Source organism: Sorangium sp. So ce327 (assembly GCF_051530205.1).
GTDB lineage: Bacteria > Myxococcota_A > Polyangia > Polyangiales > Polyangiaceae > Sorangium > Sorangium cellulosum_B.
On sequence record NZ_CP150330.1, the window covers coordinates 1606788 to 1625996 of the forward strand.

16 protein-coding genes are annotated in these 19209 nt (G+C 71.8%); 11 read left to right on the forward strand and 5 right to left on the reverse strand.

The genetic code is table 11. The annotated features are described in order from the left end of the window. Positions 1-228: 228 nt before the first annotated feature. Positions 229-1551 (forward strand): glycosyltransferase family 4 protein, encoded by a 1323-nt coding sequence (locus tag WME95_RS05935; RefSeq protein WP_437907460.1) that lies wholly within the window; start codon positions 229-231, stop codon positions 1549-1551. A 24-nt stretch (positions 1552-1575) separates the two neighbouring features. Here WME95_RS05935 and WME95_RS05940 read toward each other — a convergent pair whose 3' ends face one another. Beyond that, positions 1576-3084 (reverse strand): serine/threonine-protein kinase, encoded by a 1509-nt coding sequence (locus tag WME95_RS05940; protein WP_437744516.1) that lies wholly within the window; start codon positions 3082-3084, stop codon positions 1576-1578. Positions 3085-3483: 399 nt separating this feature from the next. Here WME95_RS05940 and WME95_RS05945 point away from each other — a divergent pair, with 399 nt between their 5' ends. The 8 genes from WME95_RS05945 to WME95_RS05980 all read left to right on the forward strand — a co-directional run bounded on the left by WME95_RS05945 (position 3484) and on the right by WME95_RS05980 (position 14110). Further along, the gene (locus WME95_RS05945; protein ID WP_437907461.1) at positions 3484-3633 is read left to right on the forward strand and encodes a hypothetical protein; all 150 of its coding nucleotides are present in this window, start codon (positions 3484-3486) and stop codon (positions 3631-3633) included. Positions 3634-3639: 6 nt separating this feature from the next. After that, on the forward strand, positions 3640-4635 hold the full coding sequence (locus WME95_RS05950; protein ID WP_437907462.1) for a glycosyltransferase family protein: 996 nt from the start codon (positions 3640-3642) through the stop codon (positions 4633-4635). A 265-nt stretch (positions 4636-4900) separates the two neighbouring features. Further along, complete coding sequence (locus WME95_RS05955) at positions 4901-6484, forward strand: glycosyltransferase family 4 protein (RefSeq protein ID WP_437907463.1); 1584 nt, start codon at positions 4901-4903, stop codon at positions 6482-6484. A gap of 90 nt (positions 6485-6574) precedes the next feature. After that, a complete protein-coding gene (locus tag WME95_RS05960; protein ID WP_437907464.1) occupies positions 6575-9196 on the forward strand; it encodes an MMPL family transporter in 2622 nt (873 codons plus the stop codon). After that, entirely contained in the window at positions 9193-10371 is a 1179-nt protein-coding gene (locus WME95_RS05965; protein ID WP_437907465.1) for a glycosyltransferase, read from the forward strand. Before WME95_RS05960 ends, WME95_RS05965 begins: the two co-directional genes overlap by 4 nt. Before the next feature lie 16 nt (positions 10372-10387). Next, positions 10388-11725: a glycosyltransferase gene (locus tag WME95_RS05970; protein WP_437907466.1), complete on the forward strand. Its 1338-nt coding sequence runs from the start codon at positions 10388-10390 to the stop codon at positions 11723-11725. A 127-nt stretch (positions 11726-11852) separates the two neighbouring features. Further along, complete coding sequence (locus WME95_RS05975) at positions 11853-13301, forward strand: GuaB1 family IMP dehydrogenase-related protein (RefSeq protein ID WP_437550042.1); 1449 nt, start codon at positions 11853-11855, stop codon at positions 13299-13301. Between the two features lie 170 nt (positions 13302-13471). Beyond that, a complete protein-coding gene (locus WME95_RS05980) occupies positions 13472-14110 on the forward strand; it encodes a lysophospholipid acyltransferase family protein (protein WP_437550043.1) in 639 nt (212 codons plus the stop codon). Positions 14111-14161: 51 nt separating this feature from the next. Here WME95_RS05980 and WME95_RS05985 read toward each other — a convergent pair whose 3' ends face one another. After that, positions 14162-14629, reverse strand: a complete 468-nt coding sequence (locus tag WME95_RS05985; protein ID WP_437907467.1) for a hypothetical protein — start codon at positions 14627-14629, stop codon at positions 14162-14164. Between the two features lie 306 nt (positions 14630-14935). On the opposite strand from WME95_RS05985, the gene WME95_RS05990 reads away from it, so the two are divergent. Both WME95_RS05990 and WME95_RS05995 read left to right on the forward strand, forming a co-directional pair. Beyond that, positions 14936-15370 (forward strand): hypothetical protein, encoded by a 435-nt coding sequence (locus WME95_RS05990; protein WP_437550047.1) that lies wholly within the window; start codon positions 14936-14938, stop codon positions 15368-15370. A 340-nt stretch (positions 15371-15710) separates the two neighbouring features. Continuing rightward, positions 15711-16166 carry a hypothetical protein gene (locus tag WME95_RS05995; RefSeq protein WP_437907468.1) on the forward strand — a complete coding sequence of 152 codons (456 nt, stop codon included), beginning with the start codon at positions 15711-15713 and terminating at the stop codon, positions 16164-16166. Between the two features lie 319 nt (positions 16167-16485). Here the strand turns inward: WME95_RS05995 and WME95_RS06000 are convergent, their stop codons facing one another. From WME95_RS06000 to WME95_RS06010, 3 genes are all read right to left on the reverse strand, one after another. After that, entirely contained in the window at positions 16486-17097 is a 612-nt protein-coding gene (locus tag WME95_RS06000) for a hypothetical protein (RefSeq protein ID WP_437907469.1), read from the reverse strand. 155 nt (positions 17098-17252) lie between these two features. Beyond that, the gene (locus tag WME95_RS06005) at positions 17253-18077 is read right to left on the reverse strand and encodes a hypothetical protein (protein WP_437907470.1); all 825 of its coding nucleotides are present in this window, start codon (positions 18075-18077) and stop codon (positions 17253-17255) included. Between the two features lie 19 nt (positions 18078-18096). After that, a complete protein-coding gene (locus WME95_RS06010) occupies positions 18097-18828 on the reverse strand; it encodes a hypothetical protein (protein WP_437907471.1) in 732 nt (243 codons plus the stop codon). Positions 18829-19209: the final 381 nt, after the last annotated feature.

The following is a 19209-nucleotide window of genomic DNA, read 5'->3' on the forward strand; positions in this document are numbered from 1 at the left end:
ACCTCATCTGCCAAGGCCATCTGCGGCGCGTGGCAATTTGCCTCGCTGGGGCGGCATGGATGTTCGTTCATCGGTCGTCTGGGCACGCTCCTCCCATTCGTTGCCTCGTTTCCAGCTTTCTCGGAGTGGCATGTTCTCTGCTCGACACCGCTCGACCGCGCGGCGAGATGCTCCCCTGAACGCAGGGTTTTCGTCGAGCCGAGCGGGAGAGTCCGAAGGAGCAGAGGTATGCGCATCCTGCTTATCACCAAGATCTTCCCGAACGCGACGAACCCGGGACAGGCGCCGTTCAACCGGCGGCAGTTCGCCGCGCTCTCGAGGTATTGCGACATCGACGTCTTCGCGACGATCCCCTGGTTTCCGGGGGCATCCAGGTTCTCCCGATGGTCCATGTCGAGCGACGCGCCTCGCGAGGACGTGATCGATGGATTGCCGGTGCGCCACCCGCGATTCCTCTATGTGCCCAAGGTGGCGCCCTATCTCAATGGGCCGCTCTATGCGGCGTCCATGCTCTTCGAGCTGGCGCGCCGCCGTCCGGCGCCGGACGTCATCGTCGGCTCGTTCGCTTATCCGGATGGATTCGCCGCTGTGTGCCTCGCGGAGCTGCTCGGCGTCCCGGCGGTCGTCAAGGTGCATGGCTCGGACGTCGACGTGCTCTCGCAGCAACCGGCGGTCAGGCCCTCGCTCGAGTGGGGTCTCCAGCGCGCGACCCGCGTCGTCGCCGTGAGCAAGCAGCTGGCCGAGGGGGTGCACGCGCTCGGCGTCCCGCGCGACCGCATCGATGTCGTCATGAACGGCGTCGATCGCGGCATGTTCTACCCGCGCGACCGGCGCGAGGCCCGCGCCGCCCTGGGCCGCCCTGCGGAGCGCCGGCTGCTGCTCTACGTCGGCCACCTGCTCCGCGACAAGGGCGCGCTCGACGCGATCGCCGCGTTCGAGCGCGTCGCCGCCGCGCACCCCGACGTCGACCTCGCGCTGGTCGGGAGCGGCGCGGACGAGCAGGCCTGCAGGTCGGCGGCGGCGCGGCTCGGCGAGCGCGTCCTGATGACCGGACGCCTGCCGCACCACGAGGTGGCGCGCTGGGTCGCCGCCTGTGATGCGCTCGTCCTGCCGAGCCACCACGAGGGCACGCCCAACGTCGTGATCGAGTCGCTCGCGTCGGGCCGACGCGTCGTCGCGACGCGGGTCGGGGGCATCCCCGACGTGATCAGCCGCCCCGAGCTCGGCGAGCTCGTCGCGCCCGGCGATCTCCCCGCCCTGGCCGGCGCCATGGCGCGCGCGGCGCACGCGCCCTACGATCCCGAGCGGATCTCGGCGCTCGCAGGGTGCAAGGGGTGGGACGAGAGCGCTCGCGCGCTCCACGACACGCTCGTCCTGGCGCAGAGCGAGCGGCGCTCGCCAGCGCCCGCGCCCGCGCCGCTGCGTATGCCCATGGTCGACAAGGGCCCTGCGCTCCAGGCGGACGCGCAGCCTCCTGCGTCCGTTCGACGAGCGCCGCCCCCCTCGAGGCGGTTCCCCGACGGCGCGCAGCTCGGGGCGGGCCAGGCCTGAAGGCCCCCGCTCGCCCTGGCCGCCTCAGGCCACGGGCACGGCTTTTTCGGGCCGCAGGCGCACGGTGGGGCCGGGATCCGGGGGCGGCGGCTCGGCGCGCGGCATCGCGGCGCGCGCCGTCCAGAAGCTCCTTGCGTCGTCCGGCGTCCACGCTGGCGCCGGCTCGCATGCGTCGAGCGCGGCGAGCAGCTCGCGCGCGCTCTGGTAACGGTCGCCCGGCCGCTTGGCGAGGCACCGCATCACCACCTCTTCCAGCTCCGACGACAGCGGCCAGGGCGCGCGCAGCGACGGCGGGATCGGCGGCATCGTCAGGTGCGAGTAGACGAGCTTGCCGAAGCTCCGGCCGTCGAAGGGGGCCACGCCCGTCAGCAGGTAATAGAGCGTGACCCCGAGCGAGTAGATGTCGCTCCGGGCGTCCACGGCGCCGGCCGAGATCATCTCCGGGGACATGTACGTCGGCGTTCCCTTGATCACGCCGACGTCCGTCATGCTCGCGTCTCCCTCCAGGCTCACCTGCTTCGCGATCCCGAAGTCGAGCACCTTGAGCACGTCCTGCTCGTCGCCCACGCGCGTGATGTAGAGGTTGTGGGGCTTGATGTCGCGGTGGATGACGCCCGCGTCGTGCGCCTCCGCCAGCGAGAGGCAGGCCTGCCGCGCGAAGTGGACGACCCGGGAGGGCGGCATCGGGCCGTGATCGCGCACCAGGGTGGCCAGGTCGGCGCCGGCCAGGTGCTCCATCGCGATGTAGAAGATGCCGTCGCTGCTCGCGCCGAAATCGAAGATCCGGATCGTGTGCGGCGACGTGAGCCGGCTCGTCGCGCGCGCCTCGCGCTCGAAGCTGCGCACGTCGCCCTCGGACTTGCTCTCGCTGCGGAGCAGCTTCAGCGCCACGTCGCGGCGCAGCGACTCGTCCCAGGCGAGCCACACCTCGTTCTGCCCGCCCCGGCCGACCGGCGCCACGAGCCGGTAGCGGCCGAGCTTGCGGGCCTCGTAGACCTGCTGGCGCGCCGACCAGAGGCCGTGGCTCGCCGCCGACACCAGGATCGCGGTGGCGAGCACGAAGATGTAGTTGCAGGCGAAGATCACGAGCGACCGCGGCGACGTCCACTGCGCCGCGAGCGCCGGGTCGAGGGACGCCCCCGCGCCCATGATGATGGGGAAGCTGAGCGCCACCGGGATCGTCATCCGGAGCGATCGCGAGAAGTGCGTTGGCAGGATCGTCGCGTCGACGAGCATCACGATCGACAGCCCGTGCATGTAGTTCCAGGTCAGATCCCCGAACTCCAGCGCCATCACGGAGATGAGCCCCCCCGTGCTCCAGACCGCGAAGACGTGCGCCGCATCGAGGAGCTCGGCCGAGGTCTGCTCGCGCCGGGCGAGGAGGTACAGCCAGAGCAGGATGACCTCGCCGAGCAGCCGGTAGAGCAGCAGCCGGGTGACCGAGGCGCTCGGAAACACCGCGAGCACCACGAACACGTCGAGCGCCGCGAACGTGGGCCAGGTCACGAGCGCCGTGGGGAGGCCCCGCGCCATCGCGCGGCGCTCGTCCGCCGAGCTGATGCTTCGAGGTCCCTGGGATCCCGTCGAATGAAGGCTGCTCGAGGCGGTCATGGTGCGGCGCGGGCCGTGTCGCGGGCGTCATTGGAGCCCTGCGCTGGCGCGGAGTCAAAGCGCACGTCGCCCGTCTGGAGGAGCGAGAAATGACGCATCGCACGTGTCGCACGCAACGTACGTGTGGCGCGCATCGCACGCGTCACACACGTCGCAGGCGTCGCCCACGTCGTACGCGCCACGCGAGCGCCGCCCGGGCGCGGCGCGGCGAGCGCGCCTCCGGGGTTCCGCCGGCGAGGCGTCCGTTGTAGAGGCGCTCCGCGCTCGCGCCGAGACCCCCGCCATGGCGGCGATCTCGGCGGCGATCCGCGGGGAAATGGGATGAAGCAGAGACGTGCGCTCGTGATCATCGCGGTCCGCAATGGCGAGCTCGCCGGCGCGGCCCCCGCGCGGGCGGCCATGGGCCCGCGCGTGATCCTGGGACGGGCCCTCTCTCGCGCGCGCGGCGGCTGCGGCGCGCCGGTGCGCTGACGGCCCGTGGCGAAGATCGGCTACTACGTCCACGGGCGCGGGCGCGGGCACGCGAGCCGCGCGCTCCCGATCCTGGGAGCCCTCCGCGAGCGCGGCCACGAGCTCCGGATCTACGGCGGCGGCCAGGCGGCGGACCTGCTCGGCGCGCTCCCGGAGCACCGCCTCGTGCGGCCGATCCGCCGCGGGCTCGCGGGCGTGATCGAGCTCCCGCGCCGCCTGGCGAAGGAGATCGTCGAGCAGGCGGGCTTCCGGCCCGACGCCATCGTGAGCGACGGCGACGTCCCGTCGCTGCTCGCCGCGCGCGCGCTCGGGATCCCCGCCGTCGCGCTCGGCCACGATCTCGTCTTCTCGCGCTGCCGCCTGCCCGAGGGGCTGCCGAGGCTGCGGGTGCTCGCGTGCCGGCGCACGACCTGGGCCTCCAGCCGGGCGCGCCGCGCGGTCGCCGTCCACTTCCTGCCGATCGAGCCGGAGACGCCGGGCACCCTCGTCGCGCGGCCCGAGCGCCGGCTCGCCCCCGCGCGCGCCGGCGAGCCCGGGGCCATCGTCTGTTACTTCAGCGAGTGCGACGCGCGCCGCGTGCTCGATCTCGTCGCGCGCGACGGCCGGCGCGTCATCGCGTTCGGCGACCCGGGCCTCGACGTGCCCGGCGTCGAGGCGCGCCCCTTCGATCCGGGCGCGTTCCTCGGTCACCTCGAGGGCGCGTCGGCGGTCGTGACCACCGCCGGCAGCAACGTCCTCGCCGAGTGCGTGCTCGCCGGCAAGCCCGTGCTCGCGCTCTACGACGACCGCCACAACGAGCAGACGCTCAACGCGCTCCTCGCCGAGCGGGCCGGCGTCGCGGTCGCGAGCTCGCTCGCGGCGCTCTCGCCGGTCGTCGTGGCGCGCTTCTTCGATCGCTGCCGCGCCGCCGACTTCGCTCGCATCGACCTGGAGCGCGCGCTGCCGAGCGCGCCTTCCGCCATGCTCACCCTGCTGGAGGAGGCGTGCGCGGGCGCCTCGTGACGAGGTGCATCGCGACGTTCGCACCTCGCACCGTGGCCGAAGTCGACACAAGCGGCATGAGCTTTGCTAATTACGCCCACTGCCGACAGGCCGATCGGCCGACGAGGAATGGCTGCTGTGCCGAGCAGCAGGCAGCGCTCGCGGCCGCAGCGCGACACGGCTGTCGCGGGCGCGACACCGACGCCCTACCGCCCGTCACGCTGCGCGCCTCGGTCGGTCATCGACCACGGTTCGCGCCGCTTCTCCAGGAGCAACGAAGATGACGATGGATGCAATTCTGCCGCTCAGCGACCACCGCAGCGATCGCGCGCCGCACGAGGCGATCGCGCCGGCGCGCCACACGCCGTCGACGGGACCCGCGCGGGGAGGGCTCTCCTCCGTCAGGGCGCAAGCGGCCATTCCAGAGAATCCCTTCGCTGCCCTCTCCGGCGCCAACGGGCGGCCGCTCAAGGTCGCCATCCTCAGCGATTTCACGCGCATTCCTTACGCGAATGGCGCCGTCTTCCAGACGCGGGCCCTGTATCGCGCGCTCAACACCTGTGGTCACCAGGCAACACTGATCGGACCTCGGGATCCGGATGCCTCGGCCGACGAGATCCCTCCCGGCACCGTCGCCTTGCCCAGCCTGCCGCTGCGCACCTACCCGGGGGTGCACCTGCCGATCCCCGTGGGATCCTCGGTGCTCGATCCGATGCGGTGGGATTTTGACATCTGCTTTGCGCAGACCACGACCCTGCTCGTCGAGTTCGGCATCTGGCTGCGCAAGATGCGCGGCGTCCCGCTGCTCTGCGTGAACACGACGCACCTCGCGGCCGCGTACGACGTGCTCCTGCCGGAGCGGGTCTCCCGGATCGGCGCGGTCCACACGGTGCTCCACAAGACGCTCCGCGCGCCGATGGAGCGGCTCTTCGTGGACCTGTACAACCAGGGAGACGGCCTCGTCGTGCTGAGCGAGGGCCTGCGCGATTACTGGCGCGAACGGGGCGTGACGGTGCCCATCCACGTCATCCCGCGGATGGTCCCCGAGGACGTGTTCGAGCGCCCGCTCGGCCCCGACCCCTACGTGCAGCTGCTCGAGGAGCGCGGGCTCGACCCGCGCGGCCCCCGCCTCGTCTGCGCGGGCCGCCACACCCGGGAGAAGTCGCAGCACCGGCTGATCCGCATCTTCGCCGAGCACATCGTCCCGCACGAGCCGCAGGCGACGCTCACGCTCGTCGGAGACGGGCCGGACAGCGCGGCGTACGCGGCGCTCGCGCGCGAGCTGGGCGTCGCGCGCCGGGTCATCTTCACGGGCGAGGTGCCGTACAGCCAGATCTCGGACTACTACCGGCACGCGAACCTCTTCCTGCACGCCTCGCTGAGCGAGACGTTCGGAAACGTACTCAGCGAGGCGCTCTGGTGCGGCTCCCCGACGGTCGCGTTCGCCGACGGCATGGGCGTGAGCTCGCAGATCCAGAGCGGCCACAACGGCCTGCTGATCGACCCGGGCCGCGGGTCGATCGCCGAGGAGAGCGCGAACGCCGCGTTCGGCAAGGCCGTGCTCGCGCTCACGCGCGACCCGCTCGCCGCCGCGCGGCTCGGCAGCGCGGCCGCGCAGCGGGCGCGCGAGCGGTCCTCGCCCCTCGTCGTGCAGCGCATGCTCGCGAACGCGTTCGCGCACGCGCGCGAGCACGCGAGGCAATCCAACCTGCGCCCGCTCGTCGACGGGCCGAAGGCGCTCCAGTGGCTGGAGACTTTCCGGCACTTCCGCACCTGGATGGGCTTCACCGGCGGCCTCTTCGCGTTCGGCCACCTGCGCCCCGCGGCGGCGCCGCGGCCCAAGGGTATCCAGCCGTCGTTCTGCGCCTAGGGCGCATGGTAAGACCGGCCCGAAGCCGGCCCGCACGCGGCCGCTTCGAGGTGTTCCCGGTTTCGAGGTGTCCTTCGAATGCTCCTCAGGATGATCGGTGCGCTCGCTGATTTCAGCGGGCGCCGTCCCTGGCTCGTCATCGCGCTCGCGCTCCTCTCCATGGCAGGGCTATGGGGGTACGCGTCGCGGCTCGAGCTGCGCACGGAGCTCCGGGAGCTCTTGCCGCGCGACAGCCCGGCGTTCCAGGCCTACGAGCGTCAGGCCCAGCGCGTGGACGGCGGAGCGCAGCTCATCGTCATCGCCGAGTCGCCGGATCGGGGCGCGAACGAGCGGTTCATCGACGCGCTCGCGGAGCAGCTGAACGAGCCGCTCCGGAAGCGCGCGGCCTGCGCCGCGGCGTGCGGCGACGACGCCTGCCGAGCGGCGTGCGGGCCGCCGGCGCTCATCCGCTACCTGGAGTCCGGCACGAAGGAGGTCCGCAGCTTCTTCGACGCGAACAAGTGGCTCTACGCGAGCGTCCGCGAGCTCGAGGCGGCGGACGAGGCGATCGAGCTGGAGCTCGCGCTGCGGAGCGGCCTTATCGAGGATCTGGAGGCTCCCGGGGCGCCCGGAGGTGACGCGGGCGCGGCGGCGACGCCGGCGCCGGCGCCGGCCCAGAAGGGGCTGTCGCTCGACGAGACCTGGCAGGAGCTCCAGCGGCGCCTGAAGAAGATCGACGAGTTCCCGAGCGGCTACTTCGCCACGCCCGACGGGCGCATGGTCGCGCTCCGCATCGTCTCACGCAGCGCCGGGATGGGCGATCGCCGCGCGGCGGAGCTCCTCGACCAGGTGACCGCGCTCGTCTCGCGCCTCGACCCTGCGGCGTTCCACCCGGCCATGCAGGTCGGGTACGCGGGCGACATCCCGAACGCCATCGCCGAGCAGAAGTCGCTCGTGAGCGAGGCGGTGTGGGCCACGGTCATCGCGCTCGTGCTGATCGTCGGCGGCGTGATGATCTACTACCGCTCGCCCTGGTCGCTCCTGGTGATCCTGCTCCCCACGGCCTTCGGCGCCAGCGCGGGGTACGCGTTCGCGACCCTGACCTACGGCTACGTCAACACGGTCGGCGCCTTCCTCGGGGCGATCATCGTCGGCAACGGGGTCAACTACCCGATCGTGCTCCTGTCGAGGTACCGCGACTTCCGCGCGCGCGGCATGCCCGCGGACGAGGCGCGGCGCGAGGCGGTCATCAACGCGTTCCGCGCCGAGCTCGTCGGGGCGAGCGTGGCGGCGATCGCCTACGGATCGCTCACGATCACGCACTTCCGCGGGTTCAGCCAGTTCGGCACGATCGGCTTCGTCGGGATGTTCATGGTGTGGGCGTCCATCGTGCCGCTCGTGCCCGCGACGCTCGTCGCGATCGAGCGCATCCAGGCGAGGCTCCCGCGCTGGATGCGCGATCCGGCGCCGCGCGTCTCGGACGAGGGCATCGCGGGGCCCGGCTCGCGGGCGCTCGCGCGCGTGACGTCGCGGTGGCCGCTCGCGTTCCTCGCGGTCGCGCCGGTCATCGTCGCGCTCGCGGCGTGGAAGCTCCCCGCGTACATCCGGGATCCCTGGGAGTACAACTTCGCGCGCCTCGGCTCGAAGAGCTCGCGGGAGAAGGGCGCGGGGAGCTGGTCGCTCAAGGCGTCCGAGGTCTTCGGCGGGAAGATGAACGTCGCCGGCGCGATGATGCTCGCGGACACCCCCGAGCAGGTGCCGGCCATCAAGGCGCAGATCCTGGCGAACGACGCGAAGGATCCGCAGGGCCAGCTCGTGGCCGACGTCGCGACGATCGCCGACGCCCTCCCCGGCACGGCCGAGGAGCAGCAGCGGAAGATCGAGGTCCTGGAGCGCATCCGGGACCGGCTGACCCCGCGGGTGCTGAAGGCCCTGGGCCCCGAGGAGCGGGAGCGCGTCCTCAGCATGAAGCCGCCGGAGGCGCTCCGCGTCATCGGCCCGAAGGACCTGCCCGACCTCATCCGCCGCAGGTTCGAGGAGAACAACGGCGTCGTGGGGACGGTGTTCTACGTGAAGTACAAGAACAACGTCTCGTTCTCGAACGGCAGGAACCTCCTGCGGATGGCCGACACGACCGGCAACGTGGTCCTCCCTGACGGGACCCACGTCGTCACGGCGAGCAGGCCGACGGTCTTCGCCGAGATGATCCGGTCGATGGAGCGCGACGGCCCGCTGGCGACGGCGGCCTCGCTCCTCGCGGTCACGATCGTCGTGGTCCTCGCGACGGGCAGCATGGCGGGCGCGCTCGCGGTCCTCCTGTCCCTCGTGCTCGGCGTGCTCGCGACGGCCACCGCCATGGCGGCGCTCGACGTCAAGATCAACTTCCTGAACTTCATCGCGCTCCCGATCACGTTCGGCATCGGCTGCGAGTACCCCTTCAACGTCTTCGATCGCGCGCGGCTGCTCGGCGGCGACGTGTCGCTCGCGCTCAAGCGCTCGGCCGGCCCCGTGGCCCTCTGCAGCTACACGACCGTGCTCGGCTACGGATCGCTCATCTTCGCCGACAACCAGGCGCTGAACTCGTTCGGCTGGGTCGCGGTCAGCGGCGAGGTGGCGTGCGTCGCGTGCGCGCTCCTGTTCCTCCCGGCGCTGCTCCACGTCATGAACCGCTCGGCGCGGATGCGGCGCTCGTGGAAGGGCGGCCTCCTCCTGCGCGGGAGCAACCACTCGTGAAGATCCTCGACGTCGCGGAGTTCTTCTCGTCCCGCGGGGGCGGCGTGCGGTCGTACCTGGAGGAGCTCGTGCGCCAGGGGAGCCGGCGCGGCCACGAGATCGTCGTCGTGGCGCCCGGGCCGCGCGACGAGGTCGTCCCGCTCGAGCGGGGCCGCATCGTGCGGGTGGCCGGCCCGCCGATGCCGTACGACCCGACCTACCACGCGCTCCTCCGGCTCGGCGCGGCGCGGGCGATCATCCGCCGCGAGGCGCCGGACGTGGTGCAGGCGAGCGCGCCGTACACGGCCGCGCTCGTCGCGGCGAGCGCCCGCGAGGTCCCGCTCCGCGCGTTCGTGTACCACTCGGATCAGATCAGCACCTACGCGGCGCCGCTGCTCGACCGGGTGCGCCCGCGCGCGGTCGCACGGGCGCTCGAGGGCGCGCTGTTCGCCTGGCCGCGCGCGCTGTCGCGGCGGTTCGACGCGACGATCGCCCCCGGGACGTTCATCGCGGAGCAGCTCCGCAGCCACGGCTGCGAGCGCGTCCACCGCGTCACCTTCGGCGTGAAGCGCGGCGACTTCGACCCCGCCCGCGCGGACGCGGCGCTGCGCCGCAGCCTGCTCGGCCGGTTCGCGGACGAGCCGTCGGCCGCGCTGCTCCTCGTCGCGTGCCGGCTCGCCGTCGAGAAGCGGGTGGCGCTCGTGATCGACGCCGCGCGCGAGCTCGCCGCGCGGCGCCCCGTCGCCCTCGCGGTGCTGGGCGATGGGCCCGAGCGGGCGCGGCTCGAGCGGCGCGCGGCCGCCCTTCCGCAGGTGACCTTCCTCGGCTTCGCCAAGGACCGCGCCACCTACGCCGCGCTGCACGCCAGCGCCGACGTCTTCGTCCACGGGGGCGCCGCCGAGACGTTCGGCTTCGTGCTGGGCGAGGCGCTGTGCTCGGGCCTGCCGCTCGTCGTCCCGGCCGCCGGCGCCGCGATGGATTTCGTGCAGCCCGGCGCCGCCGAGGTGTACGCGCCGCGCGCCTCGCCTGGCGAGGTGGCCGCCGCGATCGAGCGGGTGCTCGCGCGCCCGCGGGAGGAGCGCGTCGCGGCGGCGCGGGCCGCGGGGGAGCGGCTGCCCACGAGCGACGAGCACTTCGAAGCGCTGTTCGCGCTCTACGCGGACCTGCTCGAGCGCGGGGTGCGCGGCGAGGGGTGATGTCGTGGACGCCAGCTTGCCCGCGAGAGAACCGAACGTGCGCCCCTTCCTGCTGATCTCCCCCGCCTTCGCGCCCCAGACGAGCGTCGGCGCCTTCCGCTGGGTGAAGCTCGCGCGGCACCTGCCGCGCCACGGCTTCCGCGTCGCCGTCCTGTCGGGGACCTTCCCCGAGGATCAGCGCGACGACGGGCTGCTCGCCGCGCTGCCGCCCGAGGTCGAGGTCTTCGACGAGTACCTCGATCCGGTCGTCCTCGCCGCGGGCGCCGCGCTGCGCGCCCTCCGCGCACGGGCGCCGCTCCCTGCGGGGCGCGCGGGGCCGCTCGTCGGGCTCCGCCCGTTCCAGGCGCTCACCGACCGCTGGATCGCGCACGCGCCGCGCGGGGCGCGCGCGGCCGTCGCCCTGGCCCGCCGCACCGGCGCGCAGGCCGTCGTGGTGAGCGCCGGGCCGTACTCGGCCTGCCCGGTCGGCCTCCACGTGAAGCGGGCGCTCGGCGTGCCGCTCGTCCTCGACATGCGCGATCCGTACTCGCTTCACGAGACGGGGAACGGGCCGCCGTCCGGCCTGGCCGAGCGGGCCCGGCGCGCCATCGTGCCGCGCCTGGAGCGCCGCTGGCTCGAGGGCGCCGACCACGTGATCTTGAACACCCGGGCCGCGCTCGAGGCCTACCGCGCGCGCTTCCCCGAGCTCTCGTCGAAGTCCTCGTTCGTACGCAACCACTTCGATCTCGCGCTGTACTCACAGGCGCCCGAGCCGGAGCCGCCCCGCCGCTTCGTCGTGCTCCACCTGGGCACGATCCGCGAGGAGGTCTCCGCCGACCAGATAGGCGCCGCGCTGCGGCGGTTCATCGACCGCGAGCGGCTCGCGCCCGGCGACGTCGTGTTCCGGCAGATCGGCCGGATGTCCGATCACGACCGCGGCTGCTTCGAGCGCATGGGGCTCACGCCGTACGTCGAGGCGCTCCCCCTGGTCCCGCACCGCGGCGTGCTCGGCGAGCTCAGGCGAGCGCACGTGCTGTTCGCGATGTTCAGCCCCCATGTCGTGCTGCGCATCTCGGCCAAGACCTACGACTACATCGCGTCGGGGATGCCCGTCGTCAGCGTGACGGCGAACCGGGAGGTCGACGAGCTCCTCTCGTACCGGGGCGACAACGCGCGCGTCGCGCCGGACGACATCGACGGCATCGCCGCCGCGCTCGCGCGCCACCTCGCGCGCTTCCGGGAGACCGGCGCGCTGCCTGTCCCGGCGACTCCGCCCGCGGAGCTGTCGTCCGAGGCGGCCGCGGCCAGCGTGGCCGAGATCCTGGACCGCGTCATCACCGACGCGGCCGCCCGGCGCGCCCGCCAGCCTGCTTGAACCCGGTGGCCCGGCGGGGAGGGGGCCGCCCGCGCAACCAGCGCCGACCCCCGCCCTGCCGTCAGGCACTAGACTGGCGCGCGCCGCGGCGCCTTCGCGGCGCCATCCCCCTTCCTCGGAGCTGTGCATGCGCTTTCTCCACCCCGAGCATGACGAGAGCCTGGAGCTCGCCCTCGAAGACGTGTTCCTGACCCCCGGGTACTTCGCCGGCGGCTCCCGCCTCGAGACCGACCTGCGCCCGGCGGACTTCCCTGGCGGCTCGCACCCGATCGTCTCGGCGAACATGAACGCGGTCACCGGCAAGCGGATGGCGGAGACGATGGCCCGCTTCGGCGGCCTCGGCGTGCTCCCGCAGGACATGGATCTCGACACGGTCGAGCGCATCGTCGGCCACATCAAGCGCGCCGACCCGCGCTACGACACGCCCCTCTCGGTCTCCCCGCGGGCGACGCTCCGCGACGTGCACGGCATCATCCGCAAGCGATCGCACGACATGGTGGTCGTGGTCGACGACGAGCGGCGGCCGATCGGCATCGTCACCCACGCCGACCTGCGCGACCGGGACCAGTACACGCCCGCGTCCGCGCTCATGTCGTCGCGCCTCATCACCATCCCGGCCGGCACGCCGAACCGGACGGCCTTCCTGCTGATGGAGGACGCCCGCGTGAAGGCGGTCCCCGTGCTCGACGGGGACGGGCGGCTCCACGGCGTGCTGACGCGCGACGACGCCGTGCGGCTCGAGCTGCTCAAGCCGACGCTCGACGGCGGCGGCGAGCTCATGGTCGCGGCGGCGATCGGGATCTCCGCGCAGGCGGCCCAGAGCGCCGCGCGCCTGCTCGAGATCGGCGTCTCTGCGATCGTGCTCGACACCGCGCACGGCCACCAGCGCCGGATGATCGAGGCGATCCGCGCCGTGCGGGGCGCCGTCGGCGACGCCGTCCCGCTCGTGGCCGGCAACGTCTGCACGGCGGAGGGCACGCGGGCGCTCATCGAGGCTGGCGCCGGCATCGTGAAGGTGAACGTCGGCCCCGGCGCGATGTGCACGACGCGCATGCAGACCGGCGCCGGCCGCCCGACGTTCTCCTCGGTGCTCGCGTGCGCCCGCGAGGCGCGCCGCCACGGCAAGCGCGTCTGGGCCGACGGCGGCGTCCGTCACCCGCGCGACGTCGCGCTCTACCTCGCCGCCGGCGCCTCGCGCGTCATGGTCGGGACGACGCTTGCCGGCACGTACGAGAGCCCGGGCGACGTCATGGAGGACCGAGACGGGCTGCTCTACAAGGAGAACTACGGCATGGCGAGCGCCCGCGCGGTCAGCGAGCGCACCGCCGACCTCGACGCGTTCGAGCGCGCCAAGAAGGCCTTCTTCCGCGAGGGCATCTCGACGTCCCGCATCTACATCCACGAGGGGCGCGAGAGCGTCGGCGCCATCCTGATCGAGATGATCACCGGCGTGCAGTCGGCGTGCACCTACGCCGGCGCGGCGAACCTCGACGAGCTCCACGACAAGGCCGTCATCGGGGTGCAGACGCTGGCGGGCTACGGCGAGGGCAAGCCGCACGGAATCGAACGGCGTTGATCGCGCGGCGTTGATCGCGCGGCGTTGATCGCGCGGCGTTGATCGCGCGGCGTTGATCGCGCGGCGTTGATCGCGCGGCGTTGGTTGATCGAGCGCGGGATGACGGAAAGGTGACGTGACTTCCACCCGGGCAGCGACGAACCTCCCGCTGCTTACCGTCGAGGTCCTCCATGTCGAACGCACCTGCTCCACGTTTCTCCGCCGCGCGCCGCGCCGTTCGCCGGTTCGTCGGCCGCACCTGGTTGTCCGTGTTCGGCTGGCGCGTGGAGGGCATGACGGAGCTCCCGTCGAAGGCGGTGATCATCGCGGCGCCCCACACCTCGAACTGGGATTTCCCGTTCACGCTCGCGGTCAGCTACGTGCTCGACCTCGAGTTCTCCTGGCTCGGCAAGCACACGCTCTTCGAGCCGCCGTTCGGCTTCTTCTTCAAGTGGCTCGGCGGCGTCCCCGTCGACCGCCGCGACCGGAACAACCTCGTCGCGGCCGTGGTCGACGTGCTGAAGGAGCGCGACGAGCTCATCCTGATCATCGCGCCCGAGGGCACGCGCTCGCGCACGAAGCGCTGGAAGACGGGCTTCTACTACGTCGCGCTCGGCGCCGGCGTCCCGATCCTCCTCGGATACCTCGATTTCCCCCGCAAGCGGTGCGGGATCCTCCACGTGTTCCACCCGACGGGCGACATCGAGGCCGACATGGCGGCGATCCGCCATCACTACGAGGGCATCGAAGGGAAGCACCCGGAGCGGATGAGCGAGATCACGCTCGGCGCCAGGGGTGCTCCGGCGAACGGGGCCGTGCAGCACCCCTGAGCTCGGGTCGAGGGCGCGCGAGCCGCCTACCCGCGCGGCCGGGGGCGCTCGTCAGCGCAGGGACGGCGCGCGAACCGACGAGGCGGGCCCCGACGTGATCCTCGACGTCAGCACGCCCGCGAGCGCCCACTCGAACGCGGAGCGGTCGGTGTACACGTTGAAGCGGCCGCCCGTGGCGAGGTTGGCGACCGTGACGCCCATGGCGACGAGCCCCGGCCGCACGAGGATATGGACCTCCTTCAGCTTGCCGGGGTTCCGCAGGTGCCACGCCGTGAGCCTGGCCCGGACGTCGCTGTCATAGCCGGTGCCGAGCTCGAAATCGTCGAACAAGACCGGGTGCACGCCCGCCTCGACGAGGGTCTCCAGGTGCCTGATCGCCGGCTCGATGAGATCGAGCGACGCGTACCCCTCGAGGCGCCTCGTCACGACGTCGGACGCCGGCGTTCGAACATCGAGGACTCCCCGCCCGGTCGACCAGCGATCGCCCCGAGCTCCGAGCCGTGTGTGTGCCAAATCCATCTCGATTTCGAGACTTTAGTCGATGGGCGGCGCTCCGCCACGCGATCCGTCCGATCCGCGCCGTTCCCCGACGCCGGGGGCGTGCGCTGCGCTCGCGGACGGCGCCTCGCCGGCCGGGCGCGCGACGCGGCGGGTTTCCGGCGCGTCGAGCACGTCCGGCGGGCCAGGCCGCCTCCTGCTGCGTCGAGCGCCGTCGGCATGGCCGAAAGCGGCTATGATGCCGCGGCTGTTTCGGCCGCCAGCCGGTGCTGGCGGCTCGCGAGGCGTCCTCGCCCGCAGCAGAGAGACGAAGGAGGAGCTACCGAGATGAGAGGACATGTTTCCAGGGTGCTGCGGCTCGCTGTCGTGGCGTTTGCGTGCGCGCTGATGGCGGGCTGCGGCGGCCCGCTGCGCTACACGCCGCAGGGCATGGGGAAGGCGCCGGGCGCGGACGCCGTGATCATCGCCGACGTCAACTTCGACGCGGCCATGACCCGCCTCGACATCAACGCGAAGGACCTCCCGCCGCCCGATCGCCTCGACTCGAGCGGCACCGCCTACGTCGTCTGGGCGCGCCCGGACAGCGACTCGCCCTGGCAGCGGATCGGCGCGCTCACCTTCGACCCCGATGCCCGCACCGGCAAGCTCAAGGACGTGAGCGTGCCGCTCACCCGGTTCGAGCTCGTCATCAGCCTCGAGAAGACGGCCAATCCCGGGTCGCCGTCCTCGGAGCTCATCTTCAAGCAGGACGTCGAGTACTGACGAGACGGCGGCTCCACCGCACGGATGGCCAGGAGTACGGTGAGGGTGTGCGGCGGATGCTTGGCGGCGTACCGGCGGATGCCTGGCGAGGTATCTGGCGATACCTCGCCGGGCATCGCCGGATACCTGCCAGGGTATCGCCCGATACCTCGCGGGGCAGTGAAGGAATGTCGGCCTGGGGTCGACGGGCCGCTGCTGGCGTCTCGCTGAGCCGGAGGGCGAGGATGCGCGTCCAGAGCGAGGACGCGGGTCACGCGGCTCGGCGCGCGCGGGTGGCGTCGCGGCGCTGCGCGTGCGACTGCCCGGTTGACTTTGCCGCTGCAGGGAGCGATGAGGCCGTATGCTCTCCATGCCGGTTCGGTCTCTCCTGCTCGCGACGCTCGCGCTCGCGCTCCTCTCGCTGGGGTGCGCCACGGGCACTGTCGTGGCCCGCTATTATCAAGGCCCGATCCGGCCACCGGCGGAGGTCGCCGTGGTGACGTTCGCGCCGCAAGTCTACGTCAGCACGCTGGATGGGCATTGGCTGGGGGAGGGCTCCTTCATGGAGACGCTTCCCGGCACGCACAAGCTCAGGATAGCGTTGTTCGATCGAATGCAAAACGTTACGCTGTCGTCAGGGATCTACGAGACGGAGGTGTCGGTTGTCGCTGGTTGTCAATATCGGTTGGGGTTCAATCAACTGGGGGAAGGGGCTCCCACCGGTTTTTCCTGGGAGCCTACGTTCACCGAGATAGACAATCCGTCGGCTGTCGACGATTGGCTTTCTGCTCGTTCGTCGGGGTTCGCGACTCAATGATGACAGGCTGAGAGGATGTCAACCACACATGAGCACGAGCACATCGAGCGCGAAGGCCGATCAGTCCCCCAGCGTTGAAGGCGAGAGCGACACGCCGCAGCGAGCGTATTGCTGCGCCTGCCGGTAGCGCGGCATCTTTTGCTGAATAGCTGGGTTCAGGCGCGCGGCAGGACGCTTCGGTCGGGCGGTCTTCCATTCACATCGGCGCGCTACGACGGTTGATGCGCTGGCAGCGTCGCCGGGGATGGCCCCCGCCGGAGCCGTGGCAGACACCTGGCCCGGCGGCGGTGGGGCCCGCCCGGGCGAGCCCGCGGCGCCCTCAGGACGGCTCGGGCCTGGGCGCCTCGGGCTTGGGTGGCGCGTCCTTCGACGCCTCGGGCTTCTTCCCCTTGCGCGCCTGCTTGGTCATGGCGCGGAAGTCGTCGAGGACCGGCGCCAGGATGGCGCGGAAGGTCGCGTTTTGGCGGGCGATCGTGCGCGCCAGGTCGAGCGCGGCGAGGCCGGGGCCGATGACGGTCTCGGCGGTGGCGAGGACGTCGTCGTCGAGGTGGCGCGCCAGGTCCTCGAGCGCGTCGGCGACCTTCTGCTGGGCCAGGGCGCGCTTCAGGCGCCGCTCGAGCAACTCCACCTCGAACCGCTCGGGGTCATCACCGTCGTCCTGGTCCCCGAGCACGTGGAACGATCTCGCGAGCGGGCTGTCCTTGCCGTCCTTGGGGCGCAAGAGCGCGAACAGCTTGGCGAGCGGAGGCCCCAGCACGCCGAGGCTGCGGCCGACGCTGCGCCTGCGCCGGCCCTCTTCGAGCCGCTCGAGACCAGGCCAGAGCGCCTGGATGGCCTCGATGTGCTGGCGCGTCTTCTCGACGCGCTCCTCGATCTGGGCGGCCGAGAGCAGATCGACGTCCGTGGGGTCTTGCACAGGTTGCTTGGGCATGAACCGACCTCCTTGACAAGGTCGCGCGCCGTCGACCGGCGCGACCCAGCCGGGTAAACTACGTGGAGGTCGGTGCCGGAGGCAATCCGTTCGACGCGGCGGAGATTTGCTCGACGGGCGCCGCCCTCCTGGGCTCGCCGGGTATCCTCCGGTACCTACTCGCTCCGGACCTTGGGGATCGTCAAATAGACCGGGTCGACGTCTTCCTCGAACTCGTCGTATTCGCGTGGATCGCTCTTGTGCTGGAGCTGCATGTGCACCGCGCGCGCCACCTCTTGCGCGCGCGCGGGCGGCGCCTCGGCGCCGTCCCACGCCTCGCAGAGCGCACGCAAGATCTCAAGACGTTGAATCAGCGTGGCAAAATACGCGCGTCCTTCAGCGTTCTTGCTGCGCGCGGTCCGGAACAAAGCCAGCATGTTGTCGAGGTGACCGAGCGCGGGGAACCGGAGATCCGCGGGCGGGATCTTCGCGACCATCCTGGGTGACCCGAGATACTGGCACCACCCGATGGCCACGCCGAAGCTAAACGGGTGCGGTCGCGCCGCCAGCTCCGCCTCGGTCGGGGGCGGGCGGGAGTCCGGGGCCTCGGGCTCGGGCGGCATCTCCGGCGGGGCTTCGAGCTCGTCCCAGCCCTCGGGCGGCTCGGGGAAGCCGAACGCGGCGAGCAGCCTCCGCGCGGCTTGCTGGATCGCGGCCGGGACCTCGGGCGACGGCGTCCACGTCTCGCACAGGGCGCGGAGCGTTCGCGCTTGTGCAGTGACCTCATGGATCGGCCTCCCGTCCCCGATCGTCACCCGCGATTCCTCACCGTTCAGCGCGATGAACCGATCGAGAAGCCCGAGGAGCTCCTCCCGGCTCGGCGTGGCACCGAGGCTCTGTGCCGCCCGCGGCGCCGCGAGCGCGCCTGCGTAATTCACCATCTGCACCATGCACTGAGCCCATTCTTCGGACTGCGCCTGGGCTCCGATCGACTCATCCATGGCCAGACCCTCCACCTTCCTAGTTCGCCCTGCAGAGCTTGACCCATGGGACGATGTGGCCGCCGATCCTGGGTCGAAACGTGATCGCCGCGCCGACGATGTCACCGTCGTTCCCGATGTAACAGGTATACGTGCACCACCCGCTGGTAATGAGGTTTCCGAGGCCCCATGTGTCAGGGCATGGCTTGCACTTGCCGTCTCCGCAGTTGTCGAGGATGCAGACCTTTGCGAAGTCGCACGCGACGTTGGAGTTGCACAAGAACGGCGGGTCCATGCATGCGACGTTGACCGGGTACCCGTACGAGAGCGTCGTCGGATCCAGCGAGGTGATCCATTGCTCCGCGAGGTCCCAGGCGAGCGGCGCGTTCTCCTCGATGAGGCGCAGCAGCGTTTCTTCGTCGATGAGTTCAGGGTCGACGATCTGGGATTCGGTCAGTCCGCTGAGGGCGTACGCCGCGTAGGCAGATTTCGCCTGGGTGAGCGCGAGCGCTACCGGGTCTGCTCTTCGCGCCGCCTCGATCGCTTCTTGCTCCTCGGGCGTGAATCCGCCGCTCCCCTCTGCGCCGCCGCCCGCCGGCGTGGTCTGCGGGTCGTCGGGCGTGGGCAGCGTGTCGTCGGGTGCGGGCTCGGTGTCCTCGGCTCCGCCCTCGCCTCCTTGCCTGAGGTGGATGGTGCAGGCTGGGACCATCAGCGCGCCGAAGGCGACGACAAGCAGCAAGGCGCCGGCTTTTGCCAGGATGTTCTTCGACATGACGAACCCCTCCGGGAGCGTATTTCGGACCAGCGCGTACGGAGGTACGGAACCGGGAACCGGGCGTCAATCGTGAAGCCTACTGCGCGCGAGCACGACCGACCCCAGCGTCGTGGCGACGTTGGAGTCATCGCCAGGTTCAAGCCCCTCCAGAGGTGGCGCCGGCCAGGGCCTGAGCGCACGCTTGCCCTTCCGCCTGACCGAAGGTGGCGGCCGCCCGGACGCACCGCCGTGCGGTCGCAAGCAGGCCGCGGATCGGCCATCCGCGCCGGGCGCCGGCTCGCGTCGCCAGGGGGGACGGCCAGCCGTCCAGGATCGTCGCGCCCCTGCAATGCTGTCGAGGCGTGATGGCCGCCCGTCCCATCGAGGCGAGCGCCGGCC